Origin of the sequence: Cellulomonas rhizosphaerae (assembly GCF_003470205.1) — a bacterium.
In the GTDB taxonomy this organism is placed as follows: Bacteria; Actinomycetota; Actinomycetes; order Actinomycetales; family Cellulomonadaceae; genus Cellulomonas; species Cellulomonas rhizosphaerae.
Window position 1 is genome coordinate 25,831 of sequence record NZ_QWKP01000207.1, and the last position, 14,755, is coordinate 40,585.

Below are 14,755 nucleotides of genomic sequence, written 5' to 3' on the forward strand. Positions count from 1 at the left end.
CTCCAGCGGTACAGGAGGAACAGGTGCTAGGCGCATTCGTGCGGGCGTTCAGGACGCCCGACCTGCGGCGGAAGCTGCTCTTCACGATCAGCATCATGGTCGTGTTCCGCATCGGCTCCTTCCTGCCGACGCCCGGGGTGTCTTACCCCAACGTCCAGAAGTGCATCGATGCGACGGCGGACAACAACCTGCTGGGGCTCGTGAACCTGTTCAGCGGCGGCGCCCTCGTGCACCTGTCGGTGTTCGCGCTCGGGATCATGCCGTACATCACGGCGAGCATCATCGTGCAGCTCCTCCGGGTGGTCATCCCCAAGTTCGAGGAGCTCCACAAGGAGGGTCAGGCCGGCACCGCGAAGCTCACGCAGTACACGCGGTACCTGACCATCGGCCTCGCGATCCTGCAGTCGACGACGATCATCACGATCGCGCGCTCCGGCCAGCTCTTCAGCGGCTGCGAGTTCGACGTGATCCCCGACGACTCGTGGGTCACGCTGCTCATCATGGTCATCACGATGACCGCCGGTACGGGCCTGATCATGTGGCTCGGCGAGCTCATCACCGAGCGCGGCGTCGGCAACGGCATGTCGCTGCTCATCTTCACGTCGATCGCGGCGAGCTTCCCCGGCGCCATGTGGTCGATCGCCGGTGGCGCTAACGGCGCCTCGAAGTTCATCGTGGTCCTCGCGATCATCGTCCTGGTCATCGGGCTCGTCGTCTTCGTCGAGCAGAGCCAGCGCCGCATCCCGGTGCAGTACGCCAAGCGCATGGTCGGTCGCCGCATGTACGGCGGCTCGAGCACCTACATCCCGATCAAGATCAACATGGCCGGTGTCATCCCGGTGATCTTCGCGTCGTCGCTGCTCGCCATCCCGGGCCTCATCGCCCAGTTCGGCGACCAGACGTCCGACTGGGTCCAGTGGGTCTCGCTGCACGTCGCTCAGCAGAGCGCGCCGCTGCACCTGCTGCTGTACGTGGTCCTGATCATCTTCTTCTGCTACTTCTACACGGCCATCACGTTCAACCCGGACGAGGTCGCCGACAACATGAAGAAGTACGGCGGCTTCATCCCCGGCATCCGCGCCGGCCGCCCCACCGCGGACTACCTGAGCTACGTGATCTCCCGGATCACGGCGCCCGGCGCGATCTACCTCGCGCTGGTCGCGCTCATCCCGACGATCACGTTCATCGTGCTCAACGTCGACAACAACATCCCGTTCGGCGGCTCGTCGATCCTCATCGTCGTCGGCGTCGGCCTGGAGACGGTCAAGCAGATCCAGAGCCAGCTCGAGCAGCGCCACTACGAGGGCTTCCTGCGATGAGCGCGAGGCTCGTCCTCCTCGGTCCTCCGGGTGCAGGCAAGGGCACCCAGGCCGCTCGGCTCGCCGAGCGCCTGGGGGTCCCGGCCATCTCGACCGGCGACATCTTCCGCGCCAACATCAAGGGCGGCACGGAGCTGGGTGTCCTCGCGCAGTCGTACTCCTCGCGGGGTGCGCTGGTGCCCGACGAGGTCACCAACGCGATGGTGCGCGACCGGCTGGCCGAGGCGGACGCCGCCGAGGGCTTCCTGCTCGACGGCTACCCCCGCAACGTGGCCCAGGTGGCCGAGCTCGAGTCGATCCTCGCGGACGCCGGCCTGGAGCTCGACCTCGCGCTCGAGATCACGGCCGACCCCGACGTCGTCACCGAGCGTCTGCTCAAGCGTGCCGAGATCGAGGGCCGCGAGGACGACACGGCCGACGTGATCCGCCACCGCCTCGACGTCTACGCCGAGCAGACGGCGCCCATCTCGGCGGTCTACGCCGAGCGGTCGCTGCTGGCGCAGGTGGACGGCATCGGCGAGGTCGACGAGGTCACCGAGCGGCTGCTCGCCGTGATCGGCACTGCGGCGAGCTGACGCGCTGATGTTCGGCCGCGAGCGGATCGAGTACAAGACGCCGGAGCAGATGCTGCTCATGCGGCGGGCCGGACTCGTCGTCGCCGACGCCCTGGACGCCGTGCGCGGCCGTGTGGCAGCTGGCGCGACGACGGGTGACCTGGATGCCGTCGCGGCCGACGTGATCGCCGCAGCGGGCGCGACGCCGTCCTTCCTGGGCTACCACGGCTACCCCGCGGTGCTGTGCGTGTCCGTGAACGACGAGGTCGTCCACGGCATCCCGGGGGAGCGCGTGCTCGAGCCCGGCGACGTGGTTTCGATCGACTGCGGTGCCGTGGTCGACGGCTGGCACGGCGACTCGGCGATCTCGGTCGTCGTCGACGGCGGCACGCAGGCCGACGCCGACCTGGTCGCCACCACCGAGGCCGCGATGTGGGCCGGCATCGCCGCGCTCGCCGGCGGTGAGCGGCTCGGCGCCGTGGGGGAGGCGGTCGAGGACGTCGTCGACGGCGCCCAGGCCGCGGGCCTCAACGGGGGAGCGCACTACGGGATCGTCCAGGAGTACGTGGGGCACGGCATCGGGACCGCGATGCACCAGCCGCCCGACGTCCTGAACTACCGCGCCCGGGACCGCGGGCCCAAGCTCCGCGCGGGCATGTGCCTGGCCGTGGAGCCGATGATCGTGCGCGGCTCGCGCGAGACCGTCGTCCTCGAGGACGACTGGACGGTCGTGACGACCGACGGGTCCCGTGCGGCGCACTGGGAGCACTCGGTGGCGGTGCACGACGACGGCATCTGGGTGCTCACCGCGCGCGACGGCGGTGCGGAGCGACTCGGGGCGCTCGGCGTGAGGATCGCCCCGCTCGCCTGACCGCGCACCGGACGGGACTGTCCTGCAGGTCACGTCGGCGGTGGTTTCGTCCGCTGGACCTCATGGCGTAGAGTTGTCCGTTGGGTGTGTGCGCCCTGTCTGTCCACTCGCGTCCTTCGGGCGCCGGGTTCGGCGTCAACCAGCACTCACTCTCCACGATGGTCGAGGACGTACGGCATGCCTGCCGTCCGGACGTAGGCCGTTCGTGGGTTGTTCCAGCAGACCGACAGTTAGCGGAGGACATGGCGAAGAAGGACGGCGTCATCGAGATCGAGGGAAGTGTCGTCGAGGCACTCCCGAACGCGATGTTCCGCGTGGAGCTCACCAACGGCCACAAGGTTCTCGCGCACATCTCGGGCAAGATGCGCCAGCACTACATCCGGATCCTCCCCGAGGACCGCGTGGTGGTGGAGCTGAGCCCGTACGACCTGTCCCGCGGTCGCATCGTCTACCGCTACAAGTAATCACCACATCAACACGCCGTCATGTCCCCGGAGCTCGGGGAACCGAACGGCGGCGGAGGAACACGCGATGAAGGTCAAGCCCAGCGTCAAGAAGATCTGCGACAAGTGCAAGGTGATCCGCCGGCACGGTCGCGTCCAGGTGATCTGCGAGAACCTGCGCCACAAGCAGCGCCAGGGCTGATGCCCTGACGCCGTCAGGCGTCTCGCAGTACCCAGCAACACCGACGGCCCTCAGCACGAGGGCCGGCACAGCGCACCACCACTCCGGTGCTCGGCCCCAGGGCCGGGACCGGCGAACCCTCGGTCGGAGGCCGGGGCCCGCAGCACGCGGGAGGGTGGCGCGGAAGACCTCCGACGCAGTTCAGGAGCCACCAGGCACATGGCACGTCTTATCGGAGTAGACCTCCCCCGCGAGAAGCGGCTGGAGATCGCGCTCACCTACATCTTCGGGGTTGGCCGCACGCGCGCCAAGCAGACCCTGGCCGCCACCGGCATCTCCGGTGACCTTCGCGTGAAGGACATCGGCGACACCGAGCTCGTCGCCCTGCGCGACTACCTCGAGTCCAGCTTCAAGCTCGAGGGTGACCTCCGCCGTGAGGTCGCCGCCGACATCCGCCGCAAGGTCGAGATCGGCTGCTACGAGGGTCTGCGTCACCGCCGCGGCCTTCCCGTGCGCGGTCAGCGCACGAAGACCAACGCGCGTACCCGCAAGGGCCCCAAGCGCACCGTCGCCGGCAAGAAGAAGGCGCGCAAGTAGCCCTGTCCGCAGCCGCGCGAGACACCGCGCAGCCGGACCCTCGTTCCTGTAGAGAGAAGAAGACATGCCTCCCAAGACTCGTTCCGCAGTGCGCAAGCCGCGCCGCAAGGAGAAGAAGAACATCTCCCACGGCCAGGCGCACATCAAGAGCACGTTCAACAACACGATCATCTCGATCACCGACCCGTCGGGCGCCGTCATTGCGTCCGCGTCGTCGGGCCAGGTCGGCTTCAAGGGCTCGCGCAAGTCGACGCCCTTCGCCGCCCAGCTCGCCGCCGAGGCCGCCGCTCGTCGTGCGCAGGAGCACGGCATGCGCAAGGTCGACGTCTTCGTGAAGGGCCCGGGCTCGGGCCGCGAGACCGCGATCCGTTCGCTGCAGGCCACGGGCCTCGAGGTCGGTTCGATCCAGGACGTGACGCCCCAGGCGCACAACGGCTGCCGCCCGCCGAAGCGTCGCCGCGTCTGACCATCCGTACCCCGGGAGCGAGTAACTCGCTCCCGGGGGTTTCGCCTGTCCCGCCCCGGTGGACCGAGACCGCGGCGGTCTGTAGTACCTGCGGCGTGTCATATGGCGGACGCCCGCTGAGAGGAATCACACCGTGCTGATCGCACAGCGCCCCACCCTGACCGAAGAGGTCATCTCGGAGAACCGCTCGCGGTTCTCCATCGAGCCGCTCGAGCCCGGCTTCGGCTACACGCTCGGCAACTCGCTGCGCCGGACGCTGCTGTCCTCCATCCCCGGTGCCGCCGTCACGTCGATCCGTATCGACGGCGTGCTGCACGAGTTCTCGACCGTGCCCGGGGTCAAGGAGGATGTCACCGAGATCATCCTCAACATCAAGCAGCTGGTCGTCTCCTCGGAGAACGACGAGCCTGTCGTGATGTACCTGCGCAAGCAGGGTGCCGGCGAGGTCTCGGCCGCGGACATCGTGCCGCCGGCCGGCGTCGAGGTCCACAACCCCGGCCTGCACCTGGCGACGCTGAACGACAAGGGCAAGCTCGAGATCGAGCTCACGGTCGAGCGTGGCCGTGGCTACGTGTCGGCGAACCAGAACAAGTCGTTCGACGCCGAGATCGGCCGCATCCCGGTCGACTCGATCTACTCGCCCGTCCTCAAGGTGACCTACAAGGTCGAGGCGACGCGTGTCGAGCAGCGCACGGACTTCGACAAGCTCATCGTCGACGTCGAGACCAAGGCCGCGATCAGCCCGCGCGACGCTCTCGCGTCCGCCGGCAAGACGCTGGTCGAGCTCTTCGGCCTGGCGCGTGAGCTCAACGTCGAGGCCGAGGGCATCGAGATCGGCCCGTCCCCGACGGACGCCGCTCTCGCCGCCGACCTCGCGCTGCCGATCGAGGACCTGCAGCTGACGATCCGGTCGTACAACTGCCTCAAGCGTGAGGGCATCCACTCCGTGGGTGAGCTCGTGGCGCGCTCCGAGGCCGACCTGCTCGACATCCGCAACTTCGGTGCGAAGTCGATCACCGAGGTCAAGGAGAAGCTGGCCGAGCTGGGGCTGACCCTCAAGGACAGCCCGCTCGACTTCGACCCGAGCACGGCCTACGCCTACGGCGACGACGAGGGCGACTTCGTCGAGGACGAGCAGTACTGACGCCGGGGGAACGCATCCGCTGACGCGGGTGCGTCGCCCATCATTGGAACTCAAGGAGACTGACCATGCCTACGCCCACCAAGGGTCCCCGGCTCGGTGGCGGACCGGCTCACGAGCGGCTGATCCTCGCGAACCTCGCGACGGCGCTGTTCGAGCACAAGCGCATCACGACGACGGAGACCAAGGCCAAGCGCCTTCGCCCCCTCGCCGAGCGCCTGATCACGTTCGCCAAGCGCGGTGACCTGCACGCGCGTCGTCGCGTGATGACCGTCGTCAAGGACAAGAGCGTGGTGCACGCGCTGTTCACCGAGATCGCCCCGGCCATGGCCGAGCGCGAGGGTGGCTACACGCGCATCACCAAGATCGGCCCCCGCAAGGGCGACAACGCCCCCATGGCCGTGATCGAGCTCGTTCTCGAGCCCGTCTCGCCCAAGCAGGCCGTCGTCCGCGAGGCCACGAAGGCCGCCAAGAAGGCTGCTCCCAAGGCTGAGGCCGCCCCGGTCGAGGAGGCCCCCGTCGAGGAGGCTCCCGTCGAGGAGACCACTGCTGACGAGACGGCCCCCGAGGCCGCTGCCGACGAGAAGGCCGACAAGGCCTGACGCCAGCACCCATCGAAGGCCCGGACCCCCGTGGGGTGTCCGGGCCTTCGTGCATCCCCACCCACTGGCGCACTCGCGGGTGTCTGGGGGTGGGTGGGTAGGTTGGGGCGGGTGGGGATGCCGGTGGTGCTCGTGCACGGGCTGCGCACGTCGCGGACCATGTGGAGGTACCAGGTCGAGGCGCTCGAGCGTGCGGGTCACCGCGCGATCGCGGTGGACCTCCCGGGACACGGGGCACGGCTCGACGAGCCGTTCACGCTCGACGCGGCTGTCGAGACGGTGCGCGGGGCGCTCGCCGAGGCGGTCGCGACGGTGGCGGCGGCGCCCGACGAGGTTCCCCGTGCCTTGCTCGTCGGGCTCTCGCTCGGCGGCTACACCGCGATCGCGACGGCAGCTCGCCACCCGCAGCACGTCGCCGGACTGGTCGCCGCGAGCTGCTCGACCCGGCCGGCATCCGCGGTGCTGTCGACCTGGGGAGTGGCGGCACGTGGCATCGGCGCCCTGCCGGACCGTGGCGCGCGGCTCAACCAGAGCCTCGTCGACCGGACGCTACCCGCCGCCGGCGCCGCGGACGTGGGCGCGGGCGGCTACGCGCTCGACGCCACCGTGCCCGTGCTGCGCGCGATGCGGGAGGCGCACCCGCTCGACGACCTTGCCCGGGTCGAGGCGCCGGTGTGGATCGTCAACGGCTCGCTCGACCACTTCCGCGGCGAGGAGCGGCGGTTCGTCGGCGCGTGCCGCGACGGGCGGCTCGTCGTCGTGCCGCGAGCGACCCACCTGGTGAGCCTCGTCCAGCCCGTGCGGTTCACGCGCGTGCTGCTCGAGGCGCTCGACGAGCTCGAGGCGAACCGGTCGAGCACGCCCAGCCGTGCGAACTAGGCCGTCCCGAGCGCCCAGGCGCGCACGCCGCCGACGATCCCCGCCTGGTTGGGCACCACGGTGACGAGGTCGCCGAGCCGCGCGATCACCGCCGGCGTGACGTTCTGCGCGTTGCCGCCGCCGAGGTAGAGCCGGTCCCAGCGCACGACGGGCCACAGCCCCTCCACCACGCGCTGGACGCGCCGCGACCACAGCGTGTTGCCGAGCCGGCGCCGCTCGACCTGCCCGATGTAGACGTCGTAGGTGAGGCCGCGCCGGACGGGCGCGTGCGACAGCTCGAGGTGCGGGGCGAGGTCGCCGCGGTCGAACAGGGCGGCACCCAGCCCGGTGCCGAGCGTGAGCACGAGCTCGATCCCGTCGCCCGTGACCACGCCCGCGCCGTGCACCTCGGCGTCGTTGAGGACGAGGGTGGGCAGGCCGAGCCGCTGCTCGAGCAGCGCGCGGACGTCGCAGCCGTGCCAGGCGGCGGCGAGCTCGGGGACGATCGGCGACCGCGGCCCGGAGCGCGTCACGTAGTGCGGGGTCGCGACGACGACGCCGTGGCGGATCATGCCGGGCACCCCGACCGTCACCCGTTGCGCCGGGGGTAGGTCGGCGGCGAGCTCGGCGATCGTGTCCGCGAGGCGCTCGGGCGGCAGGGGGTACGGGGTCCGGACGCGCACGGGCGGCGCGTGCAGCACCCCGGACTCGTCCAGCACCGAGGCCTTGATGCCGCTGCCGCCGCAGTCGACGCCCAGCGTGGAGATCTGGCCGCGGGTCACGGGCCCCACCGTAGCGATCCGCCGCCTACCGTGGTGGCGTGATCCGCTTGCGCCTCGACCTCGCCTACGACGGGACCGCCTTCGCAGGATGGGCCAAGCAGCCCGGCCTGCGCACGGTCGAAGCCGTCCTGGAGGAGGCCCTCGCCACCATCCTGCGCACCGGCCCCCGGGGCGTGCCGACCCCGCGCGTGACGGTGGCGGGCCGCACCGACGCGGGCGTGCACGCCCGGGGCCAGGTGGCGCACGTCGACATCGAGGACGACGCCCTCCAGGCCTCGCGAGGCCGCGGCGACCGCCCGCTGCTCGAGGCGCTCGTCGCGCGCCTGTCCGGCGTGCTCCCGCCCGACCTCGTCGTGCACCGCGCGACGGACGCGCCCGACGGGTTCGACGCCCGGTTCTCCGCGATCCGGCGGCGGTACACCTACCGCCTCTGCGACGACACGACGGCCCGCGACCCGCTCGCACGCACCTCGGTCGTCTGGCACCGCCGCACCCTCGACGTCGAGGCGATGCAGAAGTCGGCCGAGCCGCTCGTCGGGCTCCACGACTTCGCCGCCTTCTGCAAGCCGCGAGAGGGTGCGACGACGATCCGCACGCTCGAGGTGTTCACGTGGTCCCGCGACGAGGCTGGCCTCGTGGTGGCGGACGTGCAGGCGGACGCGTTCTGCCACTCGATGGTCCGCTCCCTCGTCGGCGCGAGCCTGGCCGTGGGGGAGGGGCGGCGCGGGACCGACTGGCCGGGCCTGCAGCTGGCGGGGCGCAGCCGCGACGGCAAGACGCACGTCGCGCCCGCGCACGGGCTCACGCTGGAGGAGGTCTCCTACCCGCCCGACCAGGAGATGGCCGACCGAGCGGCTCTGACCCGCGCTCGTCGTTCGGTCGAGCAGGTCGCACCGGCCTGCTGCTGACGCGCCTCAGTCGTCGTCGTCATCGCGGTAGCGGTCCTCGTCGACGTACTCCTCCTCGATGAGGTGGATCGCGGCCTCCTCGGCGCTCGCGGCGCCCCCGGAGATCCCGGCGTCGATCGCGAACGTGTCGGTCCCGCCCGCCTCGACCGCGCCGTCGTCCTCGACGAGCCGCCCGGCCCGCAGCTCCTCGCGGTCACCGCTGATCTTGGGCCGCTGCTCCCAGACCTCGGGCTCCTCCTGCGCCGCGCGCTGGTCGATGCCCTCGCGGTGGCTCTCCTCCCACGCGGTCTCGCCGTAGTGGGTGGGGCGGTCGCGGGAGGGCGGGCTGTAGCCCTCGTCGAGCAGGTCGTCGACGCCGCGCTCGACGAGCGTGTCCTCGCGGGGGAGCTGGTCGGTGTCGCCCTCGCTGCCGAGGGCCGGGTCGGTGCTGGTGCCGGACGTGTCATCACTCATGGCACGACACTCGCACCCCGCGGCCCGCGCCGCCAGACGTCAGCGCTCGCAGGCGATGCCGTCCTTGTCACGGTCCTTCGACTTGTTGGCCGCGTAGAGCGACGCGCTGACCTTGGGCTTGTACGACGACTTCGCGGCGACCTTCTTGCCGCCGACGGTCTTGGTGTTGCGCGCCGTGGCGTTCTTGGCGACACCGCCCGGGTAGGTCTTGTTCAGCGCGGTGCAGTTCGCGAACGACTTCGCGGTGTGGACCTGGGCTTCGGCGGCCGCCGCGGGGGCGACGACGAGCCCGACGACGAGCGTCAGGGCGGCAAGGGTGCGGCGCACGGGGATCTCCTGGTCTCGACGAGGCTGTCATCCGGGCATCGGCGGGCGGCGAGGCGGGGATGAGCGCGGGGCAAAGGATTCGTCCGGAGGATGCAACGCCCCGCACACTCATCCTGTGGGACACATCGACATCGCGGCAGTGACCTACGTCCTGTCCGACGGCCGCCAGCTGCTCGACGACGTCACGTTCCGGGTCGCAGACGGCGCCCGCGTCGCGCTCGTCGGCCCGAACGGTGCGGGCAAGTCGACGCTGCTGCGGATCGTCGCGGGCGACGAGCAGCCGCACTCGGGCACGGTCGGCCGCAGCGGCGGCCTCGGGATCATGCGCCAGGACATCGGCCGCGTGGACGACGACCGCTCGATCCGCGACCTGCTCGCGTCGCTCGCCGCGCCGTCCGTGCGCGACGCGGCCACGGAGCTGGCCGCCGCCGAGCTCGGCATCATGACGGTCGACGACGAGCCCTCGCAGATGCGCTACGCCCAGGCGCTCGTCGACTGGGCCGACGTCGGTGGCTACGAGGCGGAGGCCGGCTGGGACCGCGTGACCGACGCGGTGCTGTCGATCCCCTTCGACAGGGCGCAGGACCGCGAGGTGCGCACGCTGTCCGGCGGCGAGCAGAAGCGGCTCGTGCTCGAGGCGCTGCTGCGCGGGCCCGACGAGGTGCTCCTGCTCGACGAGCCCGACAACGCGCTCGACGTGCCGACCAAGCGCTGGCTCGAGGAGCGGCTCATCGCCTCGGACAAGACCGTGCTCTTCGTCAGCCACGACCGCGAGCTCCTCGCGCGCGTGGCGACGCAGGTCGCGACGCTCGAGCCCACGGCCGTCGGCGCGTCCGTGTGGGTGCACGGCGGCGGGTTCGGCACCTACCACCAGGCGCGCGACGACCGCCGCAGCCGGCTCGAGGAGCTGCTGCGGCGCTGGGACGAGGAGCACGCCAAGCTCAAGGAGCTCGTGCTCACGCTCAAGACCAAGTCGGCGTTCAACGACGGGCTCGCCTCGCGCTACCAGGCCGCCCAGACGCGCTTGCGCAAGTTCGAGGAGGCCGGCCCGCCGACCGTCCTGGCGCGCGAGCAGAACGTCAAGGTGCGCCTGCGCGGCGGGCGCACCGCCAAGCGCGCGGTCGTCGCGGACGGGCTCGAGCTGACCGGGCTGATGAAGCCCTTCGACCTCGAGCTCTGGTTCGGCGAGCGCGTCGCGGTGCTCGGGTCCAACGGCTCGGGCAAGTCGCACTTCCTGCGGCTGCTGGCCGCGGGCGGCTCCGACCCCGGGCCGGAGCACCTGCCGGCCGGTGACACGCCGGTCGTGGCCGTCAACCACACCGGGAAGGTCTCGCTCGGCTCGCGCGTGCGGCCGGGCTGGTTCGCGCAGAACCACGCGCATCCCGAGCTCGTCGGGCGCACGCTGCTCGAGATCCTGCACCGCGGCGACACCCACCGCTCCGGCATGGGCCGGGAGCCCGCGAGCAAGGCGCTCGACCGCTACGAGCTCGTCGGCGCCGCGGAGCAGCGGTACGAGACGCTCTCGGGCGGGCAGCAGGCGCGCCTGCAGATCCTGCTGCTCGAGCTCGGCGGCGCGACGCTGCTGCTGCTCGACGAGCCCACCGACAACCTCGACCTGCACTCGGCCGAGGCGCTCGAGCAGGGGCTCGAGGCGTTCGAGGGCACGGTCATGGCCGTCACGCACGACCGCTGGTTCACGCGCACGTTCGACCGGTTCCTCGTGTTCGGGGCCGACGGCACGGTCGTCGAGACGCCCGAGCCCGTGTGGGACGTCGCCCGCGTGGCCCGCGCGCGCTAGACGACCAGCAGGACGGCCAGCGTCGCCATCACCAGGGCGACCACGACGTCGAGGACCTGCCACGCCCTCGGCCGGGCGAACACGGGCCGCAGGAGCGCGGCGCCGAACCCGAGCCCGGTGAACCACACGACGCTCGCGCACGCCGCCCCGAGCGCGAACGCCCACGCGCCCGGGTCGTGCTGGTGGGCGAGCGACCCGAGCAGCACGACGGTGTCCAGGTACACGTGCGGGTTGAGGAACGTCAGCGCGAGGCACGTGCCCAGGACGGCGGCCAGCCCGGCCGGCCCGTCGGCGCTCGGGTCCAGGTGCTCGGGATGGCGCGCGCGCCGGGCCGCGCCGAACGCCAGCACGAGGAGGAACGCCGCGCCGCCGTACCGGGTGACCGTGAGCGCGACCGGGTGCTCGGTGACGAGCACCCCGAGGCCCGCGACGCCGGCGGCGATCAGCAGCGCGTCCGCTGCGGCGCAGACGACCACGACGGGCAGCACGTGCTCGCGGCGGATCCCCTGGCGCAGGACGAAGGCGTTCTGGGCACCGATCGCGACGATGAGCGTCAGCGCGGTGAGGAAGCCCGAGAGGGCGGCAGCAGGCACGGCGACGACGGTAGGGCGGTGCGCTACATTCAGTCCAACGCAAGTAACTACGGAAGCATAAGCAACAGTAAGGAAAGGGCTCATGGCCTTCGACCCGGACCAGCTCGACGCCCTCGCCGCCGTGGTCCACGAGGGCAGCTTCGACGCCGCGGCGCAGCGGCTGCACGTCACCCCGTCGGCCGTCAGCCAGCGCGTCAAGGCGCTGGAACAGCAGGTGGGACGCGTGCTGGTGCTCCGGACGCGCCCCTGCCGGCCCACCGAGGACGGCGAGGTCCTCGTGCGCCTGGCGGGCCAGATCGACGTGCTCGGACGCGACGCGCTCGGCCAGCTCGTGCCCTCACCGGGCAGCTCCCGCCCGGTCCCGAGCGCCGCGGCCATGCGACGCCTGCCGGTGGCGGTCAACGACGACTCGATGTCGACGTGGTTCCCCGAAGCTCTCGCGGACCTGCCGGCCGATGTCTTGCTCGACCTGCGCCGCGAGGACCAGGACCTGTCCGCCGACCTGCTGCGCGACGGCACCGTGATGGCCGCGGTCACCGCGGACCCGCGCGCGGTCCAGGGGTGCCGTGTCCGCCGGCTGGGTGCGATGCGGTACCTGGCGGTCGCCTCGCCCGAGCGCAAGGCCCAGTGGTTCGGCGGCGGGCTGCGCGCGGAGGCCTTCGCCGCGGCGCCCCTGCTGGCCTTCAATCGTGAGGATGGCCTGCAGGAACGCTTCGTCGCGGCCGCCGTCGGACGGCGCAGCGCGGCGCCCCTGGTGCACTACGTGCCGTCGCAGGGCGCGTTCGTGCGGCTCATCGAGGCGGGCATCGGCTGGGGCATGGTGCCGGCGGCAGCGGCGACCGACGCGCTGGCCCGCGGGACGCTCGTCGAGCTGCGCGCCGGCCGCCACCTCGACGTGCCGCTCTACTGGCAGCACTGGGCCCTGCGGACCCCGACGCTCGACGACCTCACCGACCGCGTCGTGCGGGCGGCCGCCGCCGCTCTGCGGCCCGTCGCGCCGCACGGTCCCGCGCCACGACGGGCCTCGGAGTGAGACGCGGGTGACCCGCGAGTGACCACCGTGACAGCCGTCCTGCTTTGACCCCTCCCGCGGGCGGCGGCTAACCTGGTGACTCGTTGTGCGTCCCCGCACGCTGGCCGGTGTACTCAGCACCCGTCGCGTCGGCAGGGCCGGTGATCCCACTCGCCGGACCGCGGATGCCACCGACCAGCCATTGACGGCGGACCTGCGGCTTGCGGGTCCATGCCGCCACACGACGCAACACGAAACGAAGGCTACGACCGTGCGCACGTACACCCCGAAGCCCGGCGACGTCGAGCGGACCTGGTACGTCATCGACGCGAGCGATGTCGTCCTGGGCCGCCTGGCCACTCACGTGGCCACGCTGCTGCGCGGCAAGCACAAGGCGACCTATGCCCCCCACGTGGACGGCGGTGACTTCGTCATCGTCATCAACGCGGACAAGATCGCCCTGACCGGCAAGAAGCGCGAGAACAAGCTCGCGTACACCCACTCCGGCTACCCGGGCGGCCTCCGCGCCACCGCGTACTCGGACCTGCTGGAGAAGCACCCCGAGCGTGTGATCGAGAAGGCCGTCCGCGGCATGATCCCCAAGACGAGCCTCGGCCGTCAGCAGCTCGGCAAGCTCAAGGTCTACGCGGGTGCCGAGCACCCCCACGCGGCCCAGCAGCCGAAGCCCTTCGAGATCACCCAGGTCGCGCAGCAGGCCTGAGGCCGCTGCGCATAGAGACGACAGGAAAACCCGTGGCAGAGACGACGGTCGACATCGACCTCGAGGGCGACGACACCCCCACCAGCTACACCTCCGAGTCCGCGGCCCCCGCCGGCCGTGGCCAGAGCATCACCGCGCCGGCCAACGCGCTCGGCCGCCGCAAGGAGGCCATCGCGCGCGTTCGCCTGGTCCCCGGCACCGGTGAGTGGAAGATCAACGGGCGCACGCTCGAGGACTACTTCCCGAACAAGGTCCACCAGCAGCTGGTGAACTCCCCGCTGAAGCTCGTGGACGTCGAGGGTCGCTTCGACGTCGTCGCGCGCATCACCGGCGGTGGCGTCTCCGGCCAGGCCGGCGCGCTGCGCCTGGGCATCGCCCGTGCGCTCAACGCGATCGACGCCGAGCACAACCGCCCGGCCCTGAAGAAGGCCGGCTTCCTGACTCGCGACGCCCGCGTCGTCGAGCGCAAGAAGGCCGGTCTCAAGAAGGCCCGCAAGGCTCCGCAGTACTCGAAGCGCTGATCCTCGCGCTTCCGCACGATGGCCCCGCCGGTCGCGAGACCGGTGGGGCCATCGGCATGTCCGGGACAAGGCACCGGCATGTCCGGGACAGGCACACAGTGAACGCCAGCACGCGCGCGGCGCGAGGGCTAGCGTTCAGCACGGACGACGAAGGGGTCTGACATGGGTCAGCTGTTCGGGACCGACGGAGTCCGAGGACTCGCCAACCGCGACGTGACGGCCGAGCTCGCGCTCGACCTGTCGGTCGCCGCTGCGCACGTGCTCGGCACGCGCGGCGTGTTCGCCGGGCACCGGCCGCGCGCCGTGGTCGGGCGTGACTCGCGCGCGTCCGGGGAGTTCCTCGCCGCCGCGGTGAGCGCGGGCCTGGCGTCGGCAGGGGTCGACGTCAACAACGTGGGCGTGCTGCCGACCCCGGCGGTCGCGTACCTGACGGCGTCCACCGGTGTCGACATCGGCGTCGTGCTGTCCGCCTCGCACAACCCCATGCCCGACAACGGGATCAAGTTCCTGGCGCGCGGCGGGCACAAGCTCGACGACGACCTCGAGGCCGCCATCGAGGCGCGCATCGGCGAGGACTGGGAGCGGCCCCTGGGCGGCGACGTCGGCCG

Annotated in this window: 19 protein-coding genes and 1 pseudogene; 16 read left to right on the forward strand and 4 right to left on the reverse strand. The window is 71.5% G+C overall.

The features are described from left to right. Nucleotides 1–23 precede the first annotated feature (23 nt). The 10 genes from secY to D1825_RS12450 all read left to right on the forward strand — a co-directional run bounded on the left by secY (nt 24) and on the right by D1825_RS12450 (nt 7,053). Complete coding sequence (secY, locus tag D1825_RS12405) at nt 24–1,319, forward strand: preprotein translocase subunit SecY (protein WP_118767729.1); 1,296 nt, start codon at nt 24–26, stop codon at nt 1,317–1,319. Beyond that, a complete protein-coding gene (locus tag D1825_RS12410; protein WP_118767730.1) occupies nt 1,316–1,894 on the forward strand; it encodes an adenylate kinase in 579 nt (192 codons plus the stop codon). Before secY ends, D1825_RS12410 begins: the two co-directional genes overlap by 4 nt. Nucleotides 1,895–1,901: 7 nt before the next feature. After that, nucleotides 1,902–2,744: a type I methionyl aminopeptidase gene (gene map, locus D1825_RS12415; RefSeq protein ID WP_118767731.1), complete on the forward strand. Its 843-nt coding sequence runs from the start codon at nt 1,902–1,904 to the stop codon at nt 2,742–2,744. Nucleotides 2,745–2,986: 242 nt separating this feature from the next. Further along, the gene (infA, locus tag D1825_RS12420) at nt 2,987–3,208 is read left to right on the forward strand and encodes a translation initiation factor IF-1 (RefSeq protein ID WP_013770189.1); all 222 of its coding nucleotides are present in this window, start codon (nt 2,987–2,989) and stop codon (nt 3,206–3,208) included. A 67-nt stretch (nt 3,209–3,275) separates the two neighbouring features. Then, nucleotides 3,276–3,389 carry a 50S ribosomal protein L36 gene (gene rpmJ, locus D1825_RS12425; RefSeq protein WP_013117849.1) on the forward strand — a complete coding sequence of 38 codons (114 nt, stop codon included), beginning with the start codon at nt 3,276–3,278 and terminating at the stop codon, nt 3,387–3,389. Between the two features lie 198 nt (nt 3,390–3,587). Then, nucleotides 3,588–3,965 (forward strand): 30S ribosomal protein S13, encoded by a 378-nt coding sequence (gene rpsM / locus D1825_RS12430; RefSeq protein ID WP_118767732.1) that lies wholly within the window; start codon nt 3,588–3,590, stop codon nt 3,963–3,965. 64 nt (nt 3,966–4,029) lie between these two features. Next, a complete protein-coding gene (gene rpsK / locus D1825_RS12435; protein ID WP_118767733.1) occupies nt 4,030–4,431 on the forward strand; it encodes a 30S ribosomal protein S11 in 402 nt (133 codons plus the stop codon). 133 nt (nt 4,432–4,564) lie between these two features. After that, on the forward strand, nt 4,565–5,575 hold the full coding sequence (locus D1825_RS12440; protein ID WP_118767734.1) for a DNA-directed RNA polymerase subunit alpha: 1,011 nt from the start codon (nt 4,565–4,567) through the stop codon (nt 5,573–5,575). A 65-nt stretch (nt 5,576–5,640) separates the two neighbouring features. Further along, the gene (gene rplQ / locus D1825_RS12445) at nt 5,641–6,174 is read left to right on the forward strand and encodes a 50S ribosomal protein L17 (protein WP_118767735.1); all 534 of its coding nucleotides are present in this window, start codon (nt 5,641–5,643) and stop codon (nt 6,172–6,174) included. A 117-nt stretch (nt 6,175–6,291) separates the two neighbouring features. Then, complete coding sequence (locus D1825_RS12450) at nt 6,292–7,053, forward strand: alpha/beta fold hydrolase (protein WP_199721581.1); 762 nt, start codon at nt 6,292–6,294, stop codon at nt 7,051–7,053. Here the strand turns inward: D1825_RS12450 and D1825_RS12455 are convergent. Then, nucleotides 7,050–7,814, reverse strand: coding sequence for an ROK family protein (locus tag D1825_RS12455; protein WP_118767746.1), 765 nt, complete (start codon nt 7,812–7,814; stop codon nt 7,050–7,052). The two genes, D1825_RS12450 and D1825_RS12455, sit on opposite strands and share 4 nt — an antisense overlap. A 38-nt stretch (nt 7,815–7,852) precedes the next feature. Between D1825_RS12455 and truA the strand changes: the two genes are divergently transcribed. After that, on the forward strand, nt 7,853–8,722 hold the full coding sequence (truA, locus tag D1825_RS12460) for a tRNA pseudouridine(38-40) synthase TruA (protein WP_118767737.1): 870 nt from the start codon (nt 7,853–7,855) through the stop codon (nt 8,720–8,722). 6 nt (nt 8,723–8,728) lie between these two features. On the opposite strand, the gene D1825_RS12465 is transcribed toward truA, so the two are convergent. Both D1825_RS12465 and D1825_RS12470 read right to left on the reverse strand, forming a co-directional pair. Next, nucleotides 8,729–9,175 (reverse strand): DUF5709 domain-containing protein, encoded by a 447-nt coding sequence (locus D1825_RS12465; RefSeq protein WP_118767738.1) that lies wholly within the window; start codon nt 9,173–9,175, stop codon nt 8,729–8,731. 39 nt (nt 9,176–9,214) lie between these two features. Further along, the gene (locus D1825_RS12470; RefSeq protein WP_118767739.1) at nt 9,215–9,502 is read right to left on the reverse strand and encodes an excalibur calcium-binding domain-containing protein; all 288 of its coding nucleotides are present in this window, start codon (nt 9,500–9,502) and stop codon (nt 9,215–9,217) included. Between the two features lie 115 nt (nt 9,503–9,617). Here D1825_RS12470 and D1825_RS12475 point away from each other — a divergent pair, with 115 nt between their 5' ends. Continuing rightward, on the forward strand, nt 9,618–11,300 hold the full coding sequence (locus D1825_RS12475) for an ABC-F family ATP-binding cassette domain-containing protein (protein WP_118767740.1): 1,683 nt from the start codon (nt 9,618–9,620) through the stop codon (nt 11,298–11,300). Here D1825_RS12475 and D1825_RS12480 read toward each other — a convergent pair. Then, complete coding sequence (locus D1825_RS12480; protein WP_233549881.1) at nt 11,297–11,893, reverse strand: LysE/ArgO family amino acid transporter; 597 nt, start codon at nt 11,891–11,893, stop codon at nt 11,297–11,299. The two genes, D1825_RS12475 and D1825_RS12480, sit on opposite strands and share 4 nt — an antisense overlap. Before the next feature lie 82 nt (nt 11,894–11,975). On the opposite strand from D1825_RS12480, the gene D1825_RS12485 reads away from it, so the two are divergent. The 4 genes and pseudogenes from D1825_RS12485 to D1825_RS12500 form a co-directional block, all read left to right on the forward strand. Then, complete coding sequence (locus D1825_RS12485; protein WP_118767742.1) at nt 11,976–12,926, forward strand: LysR family transcriptional regulator ArgP; 951 nt, start codon at nt 11,976–11,978, stop codon at nt 12,924–12,926. A 250-nt stretch (nt 12,927–13,176) separates the two neighbouring features. After that, on the forward strand, nt 13,177–13,626 hold the full coding sequence (rplM, locus tag D1825_RS12490; protein ID WP_118767743.1) for a 50S ribosomal protein L13: 450 nt from the start codon (nt 13,177–13,179) through the stop codon (nt 13,624–13,626). Between the two features lie 32 nt (nt 13,627–13,658). Continuing rightward, nucleotides 13,659–14,147 carry a 30S ribosomal protein S9 gene (gene rpsI / locus D1825_RS12495; RefSeq protein WP_118767744.1) on the forward strand — a complete coding sequence of 163 codons (489 nt, stop codon included), beginning with the start codon at nt 13,659–13,661 and terminating at the stop codon, nt 14,145–14,147. Between the two features lie 162 nt (nt 14,148–14,309). Further along, a pseudogene (locus D1825_RS12500) lies at nt 14,310–14,755 on the forward strand (phosphoglucosamine mutase); the annotation flags it as partial.

Coding starts and splice junctions, on each gene's coding strand:
- rpsK (WP_118767733.1), top strand. CDS start 4,030: ATGCCTCCCAAGACTCGTTCCGCAGTGCGCAAGCCGCGCCGCAAGGAG.
- map (WP_118767731.1), top strand. CDS start 1,902: ATGTTCGGCCGCGAGCGGATCGAGTACAAGACGCCGGAGCAGATGCTG.
- rpsM (WP_118767732.1), top strand. CDS start 3,588: ATGGCACGTCTTATCGGAGTAGACCTCCCCCGCGAGAAGCGGCTGGAG.
- D1825_RS12410 (WP_118767730.1), top strand. CDS start 1,316: ATGAGCGCGAGGCTCGTCCTCCTCGGTCCTCCGGGTGCAGGCAAGGGC.
- D1825_RS12465 (WP_118767738.1), bottom strand. CDS start 9,175: ATGAGTGATGACACGTCCGGCACCAGCACCGACCCGGCCCTCGGCAGC.
- infA (WP_013770189.1), top strand. CDS start 2,987: ATGGCGAAGAAGGACGGCGTCATCGAGATCGAGGGAAGTGTCGTCGAG.
- rpmJ (WP_013117849.1), top strand. CDS start 3,276: ATGAAGGTCAAGCCCAGCGTCAAGAAGATCTGCGACAAGTGCAAGGTG.
- D1825_RS12485 (WP_118767742.1), top strand. CDS start 11,976: ATGGCCTTCGACCCGGACCAGCTCGACGCCCTCGCCGCCGTGGTCCAC.
- rplQ (WP_118767735.1), top strand. CDS start 5,641: ATGCCTACGCCCACCAAGGGTCCCCGGCTCGGTGGCGGACCGGCTCAC.
- D1825_RS12450 (WP_199721581.1), top strand. CDS start 6,292: ATGCCGGTGGTGCTCGTGCACGGGCTGCGCACGTCGCGGACCATGTGG.